This is a genomic window from Glutamicibacter sp. AOP38-B1-38, assembly GCF_052377485.1.
GTDB lineage: Bacteria > Actinomycetota > Actinomycetes > Actinomycetales > Micrococcaceae > Glutamicibacter.
In genome coordinates this window covers 16,532-32,485 of record NZ_JBQSWU010000003.1, presented here as the reverse complement: position 1 = coordinate 32,485, position 15,954 = coordinate 16,532, and the positions used below count along the sequence as shown (strand labels likewise).

Annotated in this window: 19 protein-coding genes; 9 read left to right on the top strand and 10 right to left on the bottom strand. The window is 58.4% G+C overall.

The window, feature by feature from the left end; all coding sequences use genetic code 11:
• Nucleotides 1-79 precede the first annotated feature (79 nt).
• The 4 genes from ACT3TP_RS02400 to ACT3TP_RS02385 form a co-directional block, all read right to left on the bottom strand.
• The gene (locus tag ACT3TP_RS02400) at nt 80-469 is read right to left on the bottom strand and encodes a hypothetical protein (protein ID WP_141393566.1); all 390 of its coding nucleotides are present in this window, start codon (nt 467-469) and stop codon (nt 80-82) included.
• Between the two features lie 453 nt (nt 470-922).
• Nucleotides 923-1,273 carry an SRPBCC family protein gene (locus tag ACT3TP_RS02395; RefSeq protein WP_444619105.1) on the bottom strand — a complete coding sequence of 117 codons (351 nt, stop codon included), beginning with the start codon at nt 1,271-1,273 and terminating at the stop codon, nt 923-925.
• 141 nt (nt 1,274-1,414) lie between these two features.
• On the bottom strand, nt 1,415-2,230 hold the full coding sequence (locus ACT3TP_RS02390; protein ID WP_444619103.1) for a glucosamine-6-phosphate deaminase: 816 nt from the start codon (nt 2,228-2,230) through the stop codon (nt 1,415-1,417).
• An 11-nt stretch (nt 2,231-2,241) separates the two neighbouring features.
• On the bottom strand, nt 2,242-2,634 hold the full coding sequence (locus ACT3TP_RS02385) for a hypothetical protein (RefSeq protein ID WP_444619101.1): 393 nt from the start codon (nt 2,632-2,634) through the stop codon (nt 2,242-2,244).
• Between the two features lie 114 nt (nt 2,635-2,748).
• Here ACT3TP_RS02385 and ACT3TP_RS02380 point away from each other — a divergent pair, with 114 nt between their 5' ends.
• Nucleotides 2,749-3,285, top strand: coding sequence for a GNAT family N-acetyltransferase (locus tag ACT3TP_RS02380; RefSeq protein WP_444619099.1), 537 nt, complete (start codon nt 2,749-2,751; stop codon nt 3,283-3,285).
• A gap of 72 nt (nt 3,286-3,357) precedes the next feature.
• Nucleotides 3,358-5,271, top strand: a complete 1,914-nt coding sequence (locus ACT3TP_RS02375) for a penicillin-binding transpeptidase domain-containing protein (RefSeq protein WP_444619097.1) — start codon at nt 3,358-3,360, stop codon at nt 5,269-5,271.
• Nucleotides 5,272-5,284: 13 nt separating this feature from the next.
• Here the strand turns inward: ACT3TP_RS02375 and ACT3TP_RS02370 are convergent, their stop codons facing one another.
• Nucleotides 5,285-5,887: a GNAT family N-acetyltransferase gene (locus tag ACT3TP_RS02370; RefSeq protein WP_444619095.1), complete on the bottom strand. Its 603-nt coding sequence runs from the start codon at nt 5,885-5,887 to the stop codon at nt 5,285-5,287.
• 129 nt (nt 5,888-6,016) lie between these two features.
• Between ACT3TP_RS02370 and ACT3TP_RS02365 the strand changes: the two genes are divergently transcribed.
• From ACT3TP_RS02365 to gatB, 4 genes are all read left to right on the top strand, one after another.
• Complete coding sequence (locus tag ACT3TP_RS02365) at nt 6,017-6,568, top strand: maltokinase N-terminal cap-like domain-containing protein (protein WP_444619093.1); 552 nt, start codon at nt 6,017-6,019, stop codon at nt 6,566-6,568.
• An 86-nt stretch (nt 6,569-6,654) separates the two neighbouring features.
• Nucleotides 6,655-6,951 (top strand): Asp-tRNA(Asn)/Glu-tRNA(Gln) amidotransferase subunit GatC, encoded by a 297-nt coding sequence (gene gatC / locus ACT3TP_RS02360; RefSeq protein WP_096287501.1) that lies wholly within the window; start codon nt 6,655-6,657, stop codon nt 6,949-6,951.
• A complete protein-coding gene (gene gatA, locus ACT3TP_RS02355; protein WP_444619091.1) occupies nt 6,941-8,494 on the top strand; it encodes an Asp-tRNA(Asn)/Glu-tRNA(Gln) amidotransferase subunit GatA in 1,554 nt (517 codons plus the stop codon). The genes gatC and gatA overlap by 11 nt, the downstream gene beginning before the upstream one ends.
• Nucleotides 8,495-8,503: 9 nt before the next feature.
• Nucleotides 8,504-10,012 carry an Asp-tRNA(Asn)/Glu-tRNA(Gln) amidotransferase subunit GatB gene (gene gatB / locus ACT3TP_RS02350; protein ID WP_444619089.1) on the top strand — a complete coding sequence of 503 codons (1,509 nt, stop codon included), beginning with the start codon at nt 8,504-8,506 and terminating at the stop codon, nt 10,010-10,012.
• Between the two features lie 215 nt (nt 10,013-10,227).
• On the opposite strand, the gene ACT3TP_RS02345 is transcribed toward gatB, so the two are convergent.
• The 4 genes from ACT3TP_RS02345 to ACT3TP_RS02330 all read right to left on the bottom strand — a co-directional run bounded on the left by ACT3TP_RS02345 (nt 10,228) and on the right by ACT3TP_RS02330 (nt 12,609).
• Complete coding sequence (locus ACT3TP_RS02345; protein WP_444619087.1) at nt 10,228-10,353, bottom strand: hypothetical protein; 126 nt, start codon at nt 10,351-10,353, stop codon at nt 10,228-10,230.
• 382 nt (nt 10,354-10,735) lie between these two features.
• Nucleotides 10,736-11,014, bottom strand: a complete 279-nt coding sequence (locus ACT3TP_RS02340; RefSeq protein WP_444619085.1) for a hypothetical protein — start codon at nt 11,012-11,014, stop codon at nt 10,736-10,738.
• A gap of 208 nt (nt 11,015-11,222) precedes the next feature.
• Nucleotides 11,223-11,561 carry a hypothetical protein gene (locus tag ACT3TP_RS02335; RefSeq protein ID WP_444619083.1) on the bottom strand — a complete coding sequence of 113 codons (339 nt, stop codon included), beginning with the start codon at nt 11,559-11,561 and terminating at the stop codon, nt 11,223-11,225.
• A 97-nt stretch (nt 11,562-11,658) separates the two neighbouring features.
• Complete coding sequence (locus ACT3TP_RS02330; protein ID WP_134780838.1) at nt 11,659-12,609, bottom strand: GlxA family transcriptional regulator; 951 nt, start codon at nt 12,607-12,609, stop codon at nt 11,659-11,661.
• Nucleotides 12,610-12,679: 70 nt separating this feature from the next.
• Between ACT3TP_RS02330 and ACT3TP_RS02325 the strand changes: the two genes are divergently transcribed.
• The 3 genes from ACT3TP_RS02325 (at nt 12,680) to ACT3TP_RS02315 (ending at nt 15,531) form a co-directional block, all read left to right on the top strand.
• The gene (locus ACT3TP_RS02325) at nt 12,680-13,255 is read left to right on the top strand and encodes a cysteine hydrolase family protein (RefSeq protein WP_444619081.1); all 576 of its coding nucleotides are present in this window, start codon (nt 12,680-12,682) and stop codon (nt 13,253-13,255) included.
• Nucleotides 13,256-14,052: 797 nt separating this feature from the next.
• A complete protein-coding gene (locus ACT3TP_RS02320; protein WP_444619079.1) occupies nt 14,053-14,538 on the top strand; it encodes a GNAT family N-acetyltransferase in 486 nt (161 codons plus the stop codon).
• A 60-nt stretch (nt 14,539-14,598) separates the two neighbouring features.
• Nucleotides 14,599-15,531 (top strand): aminoglycoside phosphotransferase family protein, encoded by a 933-nt coding sequence (locus ACT3TP_RS02315; protein WP_444619077.1) that lies wholly within the window; start codon nt 14,599-14,601, stop codon nt 15,529-15,531.
• A 137-nt stretch (nt 15,532-15,668) separates the two neighbouring features.
• Here the strand turns inward: ACT3TP_RS02315 and ACT3TP_RS02310 are convergent, their stop codons facing one another.
• Complete coding sequence (locus ACT3TP_RS02310; RefSeq protein WP_444619075.1) at nt 15,669-15,872, bottom strand: hypothetical protein; 204 nt, start codon at nt 15,870-15,872, stop codon at nt 15,669-15,671.
• Nucleotides 15,873-15,954: the final 82 nt, after the last annotated feature.

Below are 15,954 nucleotides of genomic sequence, written 5' to 3'. Positions count from 1 at the left end.
GATCCAACAAGCTCAAACTGGCTCGGTCTGCCGCTCACATAATGGGCGGCGGACCGAGCCGGAAGTGCTTTGCGGACGATTATCCGAGCAGAGCTAGCTGGCTACTGACATAGTTGATCAATACGCCGACCATGACTCCGCCGCACACCTGTGAGGCGGTGTGCTGGCTGCTTCGGATGCGCGACCACGATAGCAAGGCAATGAACATTATTGCCGGGGCAAGGAAGGCATCACCTGCGGAGATGTGAAGTACCACGTAGCAGCCCACGGCTAAATGCACCGAGACTTTCCACCAGAGGTTGATCAAAGCAACCGTGAGCAGCCCCGCCATGATGGACAGCACCTCGATGAACATTGTGGCGCTTGCCCCTAGCCAGCCGAGCAAGGCCAGCCCACAGAGGATCGACGCTGCGGTCAGAGCAAAGATCTTATGGCGTTGACTGCGTTGGGTGACGTGCAGATCGCTCACGCTGCCGCGGAACTTCGCTAGCAACAAAAATAGCCAAGGAATAATTATGGTGAACGTCGTGGCGGCTACCGCCTCCTCCCAAGAGATCCCGTTGTACCGCAAGGGCGTACCGATCAACAGCAAGCCGACTAGCAGGGCAGGCGAGAGGACATGGGAAACCCCGAGCGCAATTTTTCCCGCCAGCGATTGTCTGGTCGCTGAGGGTTGAGTTTGTGTGGTGATGGGGAAGATCCTTGATCAGTGTGTCAGGCGAAACGGCTGCAGTTGGTTAGTCTCTGCGACCCCTCAAGCCTAGCGAGCCGAGGAGGGAAAATCTGCTCGGACCGGCTATGACTCGATTCCCAACGTACTAGTGGATAAGTCCATCCAGATTCGGCACTGCGATCCATCGCTGAAACCTGCAATGGCGGCTGCGCATTAATCAACTGTTGAAGAACGGCATCACTTGCAGAACTATCCGTGCAGTAGATAATCATTGCGCTGCCGGATGAGCCGGGGCATGTACCAACCCAGGACCAACCTTTCGGCCAACCATCCCAAGGGACCGAAGGGTGCGGCGAAACGAATCCGGTCAACCATCAGTGTCTCTCCGTCGAGTTCATAGAACTCGTGGACGTGATGGAAAGACCTAAACGGTCCGCGGAGCTGTTCATCGACGAATATTTCTGCGGATTTCATTTCGGTGATTTTCGTCGTGAGGCGAAACGGCAACCCGAAATGACGAGCCCTCCAGGTAACCTGCTCACCGAGCGAGATGAGTCCACTCGTCACACCGGCTATTGCTTTTTCTTGGGTGTTGGCCATCGAACCGCGGTGCATATCGATGCTCCGTGCGCGGTCAAAAAGTTCGATTCGATCCATTGGAGTGCGAGTGACGCATTCGAAGTAGACAGCCATATGCCCCAACATTTCGGTTAGATTTTCGTGGAGCCGTGTTGAACCGGCTTAGTGCACTCGGAGATTTTCCAAGCTGATTCCTTCGGCAGCATCATCATAGTAGGCACGCTTCTTCAAGCCCGCCGCCGCTGCCTCGTCGAGGACCACCACTGCATCCTGATGCAGCTGCAGTACGGACCCGGGGCACGAAGCCGACAACGGGCCTTCCACCGCCAACGCGATCGCCTCTGCTTTCGACTCACCGGTAGCCAGCAGCACCAGCCGGCCGGCCTCCAGCACCGTGCCAAGACCCTGGGTGACGCAGTGGGTTGGGACATGCTCGATTCCGTCGAAGAACCGTGCATTGTCGATTCGAGTTTGTGCAGCCAAGCGCTTGATCCGGGTACGGCTGCGCAAGGCGCTGCCCGGTTCGTTGAAGCCGATATGGCCGTTGCTGCCGATTCCCAGGATCTGAACCTGGATGCCGCCGGAATCCTTGATCGACTGGTCATAGGCTCGTGCATTGGCTTCGATTTCCTCTAAGGAATCGGCCATACCCTGGGGCGTGTGCAGCCCGCTGACCGGCATTCCAAAGGTATTGCAAACCTCGGCGATGAGTGTCTGGCGGTAGGACAGCTCATGCGTGTTCGGGATGCCGATGTATTCGTCCAGCGCGAAGCCCCGGGCCTTGGAAAAATCTGCGCGTCCTTCGGCTACCGCCGCACTGAGCTCGCGATACAAGCCAAGCGGCGAAGAGCCGGTGGCAACACCGAGCACGGGGTCTTTCCCTTTTCCGTGGTGAGCCAGTCCAGCGAGGACATTATCTGCGGCGATACGGGCAACATGCTCCGCGGAAGAACCAATGAGAACGCGCAAGTCGTTCACTCTCCGATCTGTTAGTGGAAAATACTCTTAGTTGGGCAGGCCGTGAACCGTAACCCTAATCCTTGGATGTGAACCAGCGCGTTGCCCTTTGCAACATAAATATCAACGGGTGTGTGGCCGAGTCCTTGAGCAGCGTCCAATATCCCGGCCGGGGCCGCAAAATCATCCTGAAAACAATTGATTTGGTGCTGAAAGGATTGCACGGCCGAGTCCTCGGGCTGGGCGTTCACAACGGTGTGACAAGCGAGGATTGCTGCTCGAACTGCGGCAATGCTAGTCAGTTTACTGGGTTCCGGCCACAGATGGCATCTGAAATATTCATTGTTGCTTTGGAAATCTGCTTGATTCCCATGCCGGCTTGGGCGAATTGCCTTGTCGACTTCACCCGGCTTATGGTTCGTCATCTACGCTCGGAAGCGGCCGGTACGGCGCGACGCTGCAGGGAGGATTTTTCACGATTCGTCTTTTGCCCCGCCGCTGCGCCGCGAGCCGGAAATCGATGGCAAACTAGAAGCACCATGTCTGAAGTTGATGATTGCATAGCAGCCAAGGGCCAGTTGCTCATCGAATTGGCGTCCGCAGCCGATTACGAGCGTATCGGCGACCTCACCGTTGAGGCGTACCTGCAGGCCGGGCATTTTGACGATCCGCAGCATGAGTACCTGCACTTTGTTCGCCAGGTCGCTCAGCGCGGTGCCCACTGCGATATTTTCGTGGCACGCAAAGACGGCCAGATCATTGCTTCGATGACCCTGATCCAAGCGGGCAATGAATACGCTGACGTCGCCCTCGAAGGTGAACTCGAAATTCGTATGCTCAGCGTGGATCCAACCGTGCAACGCGCCGGCGCAGGACGAGCAATGGTGCTGGCAGCGATCGAGCATGCCCGCCAACTACCGGAGGTGCACGCGGTGTCGCTGACCACCGGCGGCCACTGGAGTGCGGCTCGTCGGCTGTATGAATCTCTAGGTTTCACCCACCGCCCGGAACGAGACTGGGTGGTTCCGGATACCGACATTCGCCTCGTGGTGTACGCGCTGGTCCTGGAAAGCTAAAGAATGTGCCTAATGCGGACTTGTGGCGAGCCATTCTGGCTTGGCGCTCTCGCATTTGCATAGACTGGCGCCATGCGTCGTTTCCCCCGAAGTGCAGTCGCCCTGTCCGTTGCAGCCCTCGTTGCGGGCTCGCTTACCGCATGCAGCGCGGCAATACCCGATCCGAAGCCTGCGGCCGAGGCGCTTGCCGCCGCGCTTGGCTCCGGCGACTTCTCTGCGGTGCCGCTGGCCGGAAGCGACCCCAGCGCGGCGGCGAAGAGCCTGGAAACCGCGTATGGCCCGATGGGGGACATCAAACGCAGCCACACGGTGCTCGGTGCCGCCGAAGACGAAGAGTCCCAAGATGGGGTGCAGACCGCTACCGCGACGCTGCAAACCACCTGGGACATTGACTCCAGCGATACCGATCTGACCTATGACACCCAAGCAGTCATGGAATTTGATGATGAGGCCGAGCAGTGGAAGCTGCGCTTTGATCCGAAAATTCTCGCACCTGATCTGGAAGCCGGCGAGTACCTCGATGCGCGATTCAGCGAAGCCGCACGCGGGCAGATCCTTGGCGGCAACGGCAACGCGCTGGTGAAGAACCGTCCGGTGGTGCGCGTGGGGATCGATAAGACCCGCGCAGAATCAGACGAGTGGGAAGCCTCCTCCCGCAAACTGGCAAAGCTCGTGGGCATTGACGAAGATTCCTTCGCGAACCGGGTGGAAAAAACCGGTGCCAAGGCCTGGGTCCAGGCGATCGTATTGCGCGATGATGCGGACCGCGAAGTGACCGACGAACAGATTGCAGAGATTCCCGGAGCCCTCGGGCAAGCCGATGAGATGCCCTTGGCGCCCACCCGAGCCTTCGCCCGCCCGATCCTTGGAAGCGTCGGCCAGGCGACCGCCGAAATTATTGAGAAGTCCGAAGGGAAGATCCAGGCAGGTGACCAAGTTGGTCTCTCCGGACTGCAAGCCACCTATAACGAGACATTGGCGGGCACCGCCGGGGTAGCGGTTTCGCGGTATAACGCAGAGCACGAACCGGTTGCCGAACTGATGGGCACCGAACCGGTAGCTGGTGAAGACCTCCAGCTTTCCTTGAATGAAAAGCTGCAGACCGTCGCAGAGTCCTTGGTTTCCGAATCCGATTCCGCCTCATCCATCGTGGCAATCCGGCCGTCCGATGGCCAGGTGCTGGCGGCAGCTTCCGGGCCGGAGTCCAATGGGCTGAATACCGCGCTGAAGGGCCGGTACGCTCCGGGATCAGTCTTCAAAGTCATCAGCGCCTTGGCGATGCTCCGCGAGGGCCAAACCCCGCAGAGCCAGGTGCAATGCCCGGCGAGCACAGAGGTGGATGGCAAGAGCTTCAAGAACTATGACGGCTACCCCGCGGGTGCCGTGGGCACGATTCCGCTCGCTGAGGCCATTGCCGAATCCTGCAATACGGTCTTCGTCAATGCCGGCAGCGAACTGGGTGCTGAATCCGTAGCCTCGGCCGCCAGCTCGCTGGGGCTTGTCGCCGAGGACGGCACCGGAGCCGAAGCATTCATCGGCTCAGTTCCGGATGCCTCGGAAGGAACCGAACTGGCTGCCAACATGATCGGACAGGGCGTGGTCGAAGCTTCACCGCTGGGCATGGCCACCGTCATGGCCTCGATCGCCCACGGCAGCACCGTGCAGCCACAGCTGGTGCTGGAGCCCGAACCTGAGGAACCTGCGCAGGCGAAGACCGAGCTGACCGAATCCGAAGCCGGACAGCTGCAGGAGATGATGGCTGGGGTAGTGGACCATGGCACGCTGAGCGACCTGAAGTCGGTGCCGGGAGCCAAGATCATTGGCAAGAGCGGCACCGCGGAATACGATGCGGAACGCAACGCGCACGCCTGGGTGATCGCCGCCCAGGGCGACCTCGCGGTGGCGGCCTTCGTCGAAGACGGCGACGGGGGAGCGCAGACTGCAGGCCCGCTGGTGGCCGACTTCCTCACCGACGCCGGCAAATAAGCCTTCCCGGGGTTCAGGGCCGCACGGTGGCGAAGTAATCGCGGGCGAGGAGGCTCAAGCTGAGCTGGTCGTGAAACTTGCCTTGGTGGAAATACACCTCTCGCTCGCGGCCTTCGAGGCTGAAACCGGCTTTTTCATAGGACCGCAGGGCACGCGTGTTGAACGCCGCGACCTTCAGCCCGATGCGGTTCAGACCCATCTCGTTGAAGCCGTACCCGGTCATCAAGCGGACCGCGCGGGTGCCGTAGCCGCGGTCCACATGCTCCCCGCCGAGCATGATGGCAAATTCCGCCGCACGGTGCGGCAGCGCGCCACCGGCGAGCGTGGCATGCCCAATGAGGTTGCCCTGATTCCTTTCGAAGATGCTGAATCCGGCGTCCCCGCTGTTCGGCTTGTTCTCGCTCCACGCGGCCAACATATCCATAATCCGCTGCGATGGCCTGGGCTTGGCAATCCTTTGCTGGAGCACCGCCCACTGCGGGTCATTCCACCACGCCGCCAGCTGGGCCAGGTCTTCTGGCTCCACCTCGCGCAGGCACACCTGTTCATCCTGCAACAGGGCTTCGCCATAGCTTTGGGCTTGGCCGGCTTGGTGCCACTGAGAATCGGTTGTCATGGATCCCATGCTATCGACTTCCATTGGTGCTACGGGCCCCGCAGGAAAATCAACATTCGCATTCAGAGCCGCAGGCAACACGAGGCTCAGGCTCTTGTGCGCACTGCGCTGACTTGGCAGACTGAGCCCATGGGCATCGTCTACAACACCTCAATGTCGCCAACCAAAAATGAGTTGGTGTCCGCTTGGCTGATCAAGCAGGACTTCTATTCTGGTCAGGGCGTCCCGAAACTTGAACATATCGGCGGATTCCGGCTCGAAGACCCCAAGGGGAAGGTCGGGGTGGAGCTGCGCATCTATGCGGATCATGCCGACACCTCCGAGGTGATTTACCATGTGCCCTTGAGCTATCGGGAAGCACCCTTCGAAGGCGGCGAGCCGTACCTGATAGGCATCAGTGAGCACGCTATCCTGGGGCCGCGCTATGTCTATGACGCGGCCGGAGATCCGGTCTTCGAGAATCAGGCGCGCGAACTGCTCGCGGGCAAGGCCATCGCACAGCACCACACCGAATCGTTCGCCGATGATGCACGGATCACGCTCACCGGCGAGACCAGCGGGAAGAAAGCCGTCATTATCCGCAAGCCGGTTGCCGGCAAAGCCAACGCCGCCGGAGTCATCGGCTTCTGGGAGAATGCGCTGGGCCAGGAGCTGAGCGGTTTGGTATTGCGCACAGCATAACGTCCGAAGGACTTTTGCGACCTAGTTGCCGGCGGGCAAGGGATAGACTTGTCTGTGAAACCCATCCGCCCACTTTAGGGAGATATATGTCTGCCATCAGCCGTGAGGACCTCGTGCACTTGTCACGATTGGCCCACATCGAGATGAGCGGCGCAGAGCTGGACAAGATGACCGGTGAGCTCGGCGTGATCGTCGATGCCATCGCATCCGTCAGCGAAGTCGCCTCCTCCGATATCCCAGCCACCAGCCACCCAATCCCGTTGACCAACGTATTGCGTGAAGACGTGGTGGGACAGACGCTGAGCATCGATGAAGTACTGCTCAACGCACCTGACTCGGACTCGAACCGCTTCAAGGTCCCGGCAATTCTGGATGGTGAATAACTCAGTGTCAGATCTGATTCGTCTTTCCGCCACCGAGCTTGCAGCAAAGCTGCGCGCTGGCGAAGTAACCTCCGTAGCAGCGGTCCAGGCTCACCTGGATCGCATCGCCGAAGTTGATGGTGCTTTGAACGCCTTCCTGCATGTGAACGCCGAGGAAGCGCTCGCCGTGGCCGCCGAGGTGGACGCGATCCGCGCCGCCGGCGGCGCCGAAGCCGAAGCGCTGCACCCGCTGGCCGGCGTGCCTATCGCCATCAAGGACCTGATCGTCACCAAGGGCCAGCCGACCACCGCGGCATCGAAGATGCTCGAAGGCTGGATGAGCCCCTATGACGCCACCGTCATCGAGAAGATCCGCGCCGCGAAGCTTCCGATGCTGGGCAAGACCAACCTGGACGAGTTCGCCATGGGCTCCTCCACCGAGCACTCCGCCTACGGGGTGACGCGCAACCCGTGGAACCTGGATCGCATTCCCGGCGGTTCCGGCGGCGGCTCGGCCGCGGCCGTGGCCTCCTTCGAGGCGCCGCTGGCGCTGGGCACCGACACCGGCGGTTCGATCCGCCAGCCCGGTGCCGTTACCGGCACCGTGGGCGTGAAGCCGACCTACGGCGGGGTCTCGCGCTACGGCGCGATCGCCATGGCCTCCTCGCTGGACCAGATCGGCCCGGTCTCCCGTACCGTGCTCGACTCGGCGCACCTGCAGGAACTGATCGGCGGGCACGATCCGAAGGATTCCACCTCCCTGCCTAAAACCCTCGAGGGCCTGGTGGCCGCCGCGGAATCCGGCGCCACCGGGGACCTGAAGGGCCTGCGCATCGGTGTGATCACCGAGCTGCAGGGCGAGGGCTACCAAGCCGGCGTGCAGGCACGCTTCGAGGAGTCCCTCGAGCTGCTCAAGGGTGCGGGCGCAGAAATCGTCGAGGTTTCCTGCCCCAACCTGAAGTACGCACTGGGTGCCTACTACCTGATCATGCCTTCGGAAGTTTCTTCCAACCTGGCGAAGTTCGACGGGGTCCGCTTCGGCAACCGGGTGCTTCCAGAAGATGGCGCGCTGACCATCGAACGCGTGATGGGGGCCACCCGTGCCGCCGGTTTCGGCGACGAAGTCAAGCGCCGCATCATCCTGGGCACCTACGCGTTGAGCGCCGGCTACTACGACGCCTACTACGGCTCGGCGCAGAAGGTCCGCACGCTGATCCAGCGCGACTTCGACGCCGCGTTCGCGCAGGCCGACGTGCTGGTTTCGCCAACCGCGCCGACCGTCGCCTTCGAGCTGGGCGCCAACGACAACGACCCGCTGGCCATGTACCTCAACGACGTGGCCACCATCCCGGCAAACCTCGCCGGCATCCCGGGCATCACCGTGCCCGGCGGGCTGTCCGAGGATCTGCCGGTGGGCATCCAGTTCCTGGCTCCTGCCTTCGAGGACGCTCGCGTCTACCGTGCAGGCGCTGCATTGGAAGCACTGCTGGAAAAGAGCTGGGGTCACACCCTGATCTCGCAGGCACCTGCCATTGATTCCGCGTCGATCGCGCCAAAGGCCTAAGGGGAGCACATGTCTAACTACACCGATGAACTCGTCGACTTTGATGTGGCACTGGAGAAGTATGATCCGGTGCTCGGCTTCGAGGTCCACGTAGAGCTGAACACCAAGACCAAGATGTTCTCGGACGCCCCGAATGCCTTCGGCGACGACCCGAACACCAACGTCACCCCGGTTGACCTGGGCCTGCCTGGCGTACTGCCGGTAGTCAACAAGACCGCCGTGGAATACTCCATCCTGATCGGCCTGGCCCTGAACTGCCAGATCGCCGAGCGTTGCGGCTTCGCGCGGAAGAACTACTTCTACCCGGACACCCCGAAGAACTTCCAGACCTCGCAGTACGATGACCCGATCGCCTTTGACGGCTGGCTGGATGTCGAACTGGAGGACGGGGAGATCTTCCGCGTGGAGATCGAACGCGCCCACATGGAGGAAGACGCCGGAAAGCTGACCCACATGGGTGGTGCCTCCGGGCGCATCCAGGGTGCGGACTACTCGCTGGTGGACTACAACCGTGCCGGTGTGCCATTGGTTGAAATCGTCACCAAGACCATCGAGGGCGCCGGAAAGCGCGCTCCCGAGCTGGCGAAGGCCTATGTGGCTGCGGTGCGTGAAATCGTGAAGAACCTCGGGGTTTCGGATGCGAAGATGGAGCGCGGCAACGTGCGCTGCGACGCGAACGTCTCGCTGATGCTCAAGGGTGCGGACAAGTTCGGTACCCGTACCGAAACCAAGAACGTAAACTCGTTGCGTGCCGTGGAGCACGCGGTGCACTTCGAAATTGAACGCCACGCAGCGGTGCTCGATTCCGGAGCGAAGATCGTTCAGGAAACCCGTCACTGGCACGAAGACACTCGCAGCACCACCTCGGGCCGTCCGAAGTCGGATGCCGATGACTACCGTTACTTCCCGGAGCCGGACCTGGTGCCAATCGTCACCACTGCCGAATGGGTTGAGGAACTGCGTTCGCGTCTGCCCGAGCCGCCGGCAGATCGCCGCAAGCGACTGAAGGCCGACTGGGGTTATGCGGACAAGGAATTCCGCGACGTGGTCAACGTCGGAGTGCTGGACGAGATCGAGCAGACCGTTGCCGCCGGTGCCACCGCTGCGGCAGCCCGCAAGTGGTGGATGGGCGAGATCGCCCGCCTGGCCAAGGCGGCGGATAAGGACATCGCCGATCTGGGCGTAACTCCTGCGACCATCGTTGAACTGAACTCGCTGATCGAAGCGAAGAAGATCAATGACAAGATCGCACGCCAGGTCCTGGAATTCGTCATCGCTGGCGAAGGCACCCCGAGCGAAATCGTCGAGAAGCGCAGCTTGGCTGTTGTGAACGACGATGGCGCCCTGGGCAAGGCCGTGGATGATGCCATGGCTGCCATGCCTGATGTGGTCGAGAAGATCAAGGGCGGCAAGATGCAGGCCATCGGTGCGCTGATGGGCCCTGTCATGAAGGCTACCCGCGGACAGGCCGACGCCGGCCGCGTGCGCGAAATCGTGATGGAGAAGCTGGGCCTCTAAGCCACAAACTCCAAAGCTTTGACGCCAGCCCCCCGGGCCTTCCCAACAGAGGAAGTCCGGGGGCTGTCGCATTTCGAACCTTGGTTCCACTACTGGACCAAGGAAGCGGCCTCGAAGACCGCTAAGAAATAGAAATACGTATCTCTTTGTAGATGCGTACGTCCGATGATGACTTTCGAAAAACGGTCCTCGTAAAAACGGAACTTCAGGCCGGTCTAGATGTACAGCCCGATAATGCCGCCCACACAGCTGAATGCGCCGGCAGTGCCGATCCTGCGAATCACGAATTTGACCGCGTTCGCCGGGGTCGCGAGATAACGGACCAGGGCTTCGAATCCCATGCCGCCAGCGCCGCCAAAACCGAGGCAAGCACCAATGATTTTCGCGACTTGAGGGTGAAGCCATCCCGCAGGCTGAGCGACATTCAGCCCAGTTCACGGTCGAACGGTGATGGCGTTGGCCGTGCCCAGAGCGCGAACGGATTCTCCCGCAGCGTTCAGGGCGTGAATTCCAAACTGGTGATACATCAGGCATTTGAGGCTACCTGCATGTCATCAAACTGTTTTCGCAATTCTCCTAGCGATCTACAATTTAGCGGGGTTTACCATTGGCATCAATAAACTGTATGTGAGATTTATGTATTATTAACTTTTCGCCGGAAGGTGAATAAAAAAACCCGACAGATGGCTGTCGGGAATTTTTCTACGAAGTTAGCGTAAATTGTCAGTCTCCCTCATTGCTCTTCTCTTCTGGGGTTACTCTGGTGAGCGACCGCTCAGCAATTAGGGTGCTGATAAGTAGAGTGCCAGCGCTGATCAGGAGCGCAAGATAGGTGGGAGCGCTGGAAGTGCCTGCAAGGAGCCAATTCGTGATCAGAAAAGCGACAAAGGCAATGCCCATGCAGACGAGCAGAGAGCCCCATTTCGTTTTCTCGTCGACACCGTGCCAAAGCGGCAATGACTCATTGTTCTGCCTGTTTCCGAGTCCAAGCCAAGTTAGCATGCGTCCCACTGCTCCTTCATTGTGATTCGGTCAGTCCGCCACGAGGTTGCAATTTATCGGTAAGCCTCAAGACAATATCGATGCTACATAGTTGGTCGAATGATGACTATGATCCATTCGGATGATCCTACTGACTAAAGTTTATTTAACCCTTTTCCGTAACTGGTAGATACTGCTACGGGATTCCTGAGCTTCTTCTCGCAAAGCTTCACGGTGCGGGGTCGATCAGCCATTGGTTAGAAACTTCGAACTCGTCGAGGCTGGAGGAATCGCAATGATCGAAATCAAACGGGTTGATGCACTGGGCCGCTTTGAGCCATCGGGCATTGCCTCGGTTCTCTTTGGCAGCATTGCATAGGACTCCGCCTACTTCACGAAAGATCAGGGAACTTTGGCGCGGACGTTTGCTCACATGATCATCCCGGAACGTTTCTACGTGGCGTTGTTGGACGGAGTTCAAGCCGCCATTGCAAGTCTCACCGAAGCTGTTCAGAAGGGCTTCGCACCAGGTCGAGTCGAATTCAAGAGCTATTTCGGAACGTGGCACGGGCTGGTTTAGACGATCGCATACGCTGATTCGAATCTAGACTGGGACAAGTGCGTTGAGGGGGGAAGATTAGCCTGTGGTTTTGGCAAAATCCGTACTATCGGAGACGTTGCTGGCGAAAGGCAGCCGCATGGCCTGTTGGGGTGATCCCCAAGCGCGATGTGAAATGCTTTCGCAAAAGATCATCTGAAGTGAACCCTGCCTCGCGAGCAACGGAACCGATTGAAAGATCGGTTTGTTCCAGAAGCCGTTGTGCTTCCCGTACCCGCAGATCGTTGAGCCATGTCAGTGGGGTTGTTCCGAGATTGGCGGAGAACCAACGGTGAAAAGTGCGCGGTGACATCGCACAGACCGTCGCCAGTTCCTTGATGTTCCACTGTCGTTGAAGATCCTTGCTGACTGTCAGATGCAGTCGTTCAATTGAGGGTGATGAATTTTTAGGAATACTTGTATCCGCGAATTGGGCTTGAGTTCCCGGTCTGAAAACAGGTGTGACCATGGCCTTTGCGACAGTTTCCGCGGCGCTGGCACCCCAGTCCAGACGGACCAAATGGAGCAAGAGATCAACGCCCGCGGTGACGCCAGCCGAGGTCCACACTCTGCCCTCGCCACAATACAGATCTCTGGACTGCACGTGGATGTGTGGATAGCGTCGGGCTAGTTCATCGGCAAAACGCCAGTGGGTCGTCGCGTTGCGCCCATCGAGCAGTCCTGCGGCTGCTAGGGTGAATGCCCCGGTGCACAATGAAACGACCAAAATTCCCGCAGATGCTGCTCGCGCAACAGCTGCAACTTCCTGAGAATGACATTCCGCGAGTGGCTCCTCGCTCCCCGGAACTATGAGGATGTCGAGCTCCGCTACCGTTGACAGATCATGGGTGCGCCGTATGGAGCGAAGTGGATCAAGATCCGTGATTTTCTTGGCTGCAAGGATTCGCACCGTTGGCCGGGGGAGACCCCGATCTGAACGGTCGTCGTACACCTCACGCGCAACCTCGATATCAAACGCGCGGCGTCCAGGACCAACGAGAATTCCTACGGTAGTCATGACGTAATCTTATCGAACCATGGCATTCATGCCACTGGTTGTACTCATCTATTCCTGATGTAGTAGAGGGATGATGACGAATGACAAGACAGCCTTGGTAGTGGTCGACATGCAGCAAGGATTTTACGACACCTCATGGGGGCCGACGACTAACTTCCCTGAATGCGAGAACAACGTTGATCGCCTTCTAGTAGCCTGGTCCGCAAGGAGCATGCCGATAGTGGTCGTCAGGCACGACAGCCAGAATCCGAACTCGCCATTATTCGTCCAAGGACCCGGCAACGCTCTTCATGAATCCGTGCAATCGGTGGCCCCTGATCTGGTGGTGACTAAAACAGTGAATTCATCATTCTACGGTTCGCCAGATTTGGGCAGGTGGCTTAGATCGAGGCAGATCAGTCAGATCGTGGTTTGCGGAATCCAAACCAATTTGTGTGTAGAAACAACCGCCCGCATGGGAGGCAACCTTGGATTCGACGTCATTGTCCCTCTCGACGCCACACGAACTTTCGATCTGGCGGGGCCCGATGGCACAGTCATTCCGGCAGCTACTCTGATGCAGGTGACAGCTACAAATCTTCACGGTGATGGCTTCGCGCAGGTGATTTCGACGCAAGACGTTTTGGAGTCATTGAAGGAAACCTGAAAGGTCAGCAGGTAGATGGCCGGGTACGGTCGCAATGGGATTCATATCGATGCTGACTAAGTCCGATTTATATTCCATAGGCTTGCCCCCCGAACATCTCGTTCAGGTAGATGCGCCTGGAAGGCAGCAGTGCAATTCTCGCGTTTTACCCAGCGCCGGCTTGCAGTTCCCGAATCGCCGGGGCTATGTCCGGGCACTTTCATGCTGTGGTAAATAAGTGCCAAGGTCTTAGTGGCAGCCTGTAGATTATGCGCTTCGATTGGCAAACCAGGGAAGGCAACATTGCGATGCGCAAGACCCTTCTCCGAGCTGGATTCATCATGGAGACACATTGTCGGATGGGATGGCCTTCAGGGGGCAGGCGGTATCTCTCATTGGTTGCCCATGCAATACTGCGCCAGGACTGGGCATCTGGAACCACAACCCGGTTCGACTGGGAAGACGTAAGATTCTAACCCCAATAATACCCACGCAGGTGGACGAATTTATTCCGCTGTCTCTATGAAAGAATTTTCTCCGATACTATCCTGAGCAGACTTGCGTAGATGGTTACGCGGGAATCTGACAGTTGGAGTTGCGCTATGAAGTCATGGCCTAAAGTTGCGGCACTAGCCTTGTTGCTGGCAGCAATGCTCGCGCTGCTAATTTTCCAGTGGGTACCGGCCATAGGTTTCCTTCCTGCTGCTGGGGCTTTGCTCATGTGGGAGCGTAACTCGACGATGAATCCTGCGACAGCTAAGGGCGGCATGAAGCCGCCGCCCACAAATTGGCCCAAGTAATTCACCAAGGAGTTTTGCGTGGCAATTTCCGTACGCCGAGCAGATGAAGCAGATATCCCTGCTATCCAGGGAATCGGATTACTGACGTGGCCGGCAACTTATCTCCCTTTTACTTCGCCGGGATTTGTCCTAGCTGATCTGAATTCCTGGTGGACGGAAGAAGCGGTACGGCAGACCGTTGAAGAAGACCTGACCTTCGTGGCATGCGTCGGCGAAAAGGTATTGGGTACTTTGACTTTGGGGGAGTTTGAAGGCGAAGCAGTGATTTGGAAGATCTACGTTCTTCCTGAAGCGCAAGGCAAGCGAATTGGTCTTGCACTCATGAACACCGCGTTGCAACATGTCGGCGATCGTCACGATGTACGTCTTGAATTCGTCAAGGGCAACGAACATGCACAGGGATTCTATGAATCCGCGGGCTTCACTTTTGACTTGGAAGAATACCCCGGGGACGGGAGCACGACAGTTTGGATGCGCAGGAAGGCTCCAGCCCCAGTCTCCTAAATCTCTCAGATACCAGCTCGGCGGATGGTCGAGCAATCAATACGGGATTAGGATTAAACGATGAGCAGGACATCCGCCAACAAGCCGGCAATGCCTGAAGCTGAAATCGCTATCGGCAGCGATCTGGTCCGCGACCTCATCAGCACCCAGGCCCCACAATGGGCTAGTGAAGAAATCACTTACCTGGCCACGGGCTGGGATAACGAAGTGTTCAGGCTTGGTTCGGAACTGATCATCCGGCTGCCTCGTCGAGTGCTGGGCGAAATCATTGGAGCGAAAGAACGCAAATGGCTCCCAGAACTCGCCTCGGCATCCGGACTTGAGATTGGAGTCCCGCTCTTTGAGGGCAAGCCGACTTCGGACTACCCATTCACGTTTTCTATTTGTCCTTTTGCGCACGGGAGTAGCGCCGCAGAAATGAAGCGTCGCCAAAGGGACGCGTACGCCAAAGAATTTTCCGGGCTTCTCAAAATGCTTCACCAACCAGCTCAGCCGGATGCTCCTGCCAGCGAATTCCGAGGCTGCCCGCTGGACACGGTCGATGCCCGAACACGCCTGCAAATCACACAGCTGGCAACAGAGTTGCAAGCACCGGCATCCAAGCTTTGGGACGAAGCTCTGGCAGCAGAAGTATATGCGGGGCAACCGGTCTGGCTGCATGGTGACCCACATCCGCACAACACGATCGTTGATGACTCGGGAAGTCAAGATTCCACGGTGACACTGGTTGATTTCGGAGATCTCTGCATTGGAGATCCGGCCAGCGATCTTGGCATGTTCTGGATGCACTTCAGCCCTGCCGGAATTTCGGAGGCATTCGACCAGTACGGAGCAGAACCATACAGCCCGATCTGGCGTCGTTCTCGCGGTTGGGGACTGCGATATGCAATGCTGACCGCCGGCCTCGGCCCTAATGACCTTTTGGGCATCGTTGGCCGAGAAACATTGGGAATCCTGCTAGCCGACTCCGATTCGCCTACGATTACCAGATAGGGTCGCTATTCCGTTCCTGTCCCTCGACCAGTTCAGGTCCGGAGCACTAAGAAGCATACGACTGGATCATCGCGGGAATCGCAGTTAAAGTCGCGAACAGCCCAAGTAACCCAATTCCGTACCCCACTATCAGGGCGCTAATAGCTACCAACGGCCCCTCTGACCTGAGTGCGCATCCGGTTCAATGCAACATGACCAGCGCCCACCGCAAAGACTGCCAACCCTGAAGATGTAAAAAACCAAAGACCTGCCACAGCCATCACGGCGAATACGAGGGACATGACCGACAGCCTGTTCAGGGTGGTCGCTTCTGAATCAAGCACGTTCTCATGGGCAGGCATGGTGTTCCTCCGTGTTTCCGTGCAAAGTTCGTATTCTTTTAATTGAGCCTTGTTTTGTATCGGGACATCGGTAACAGTTCTG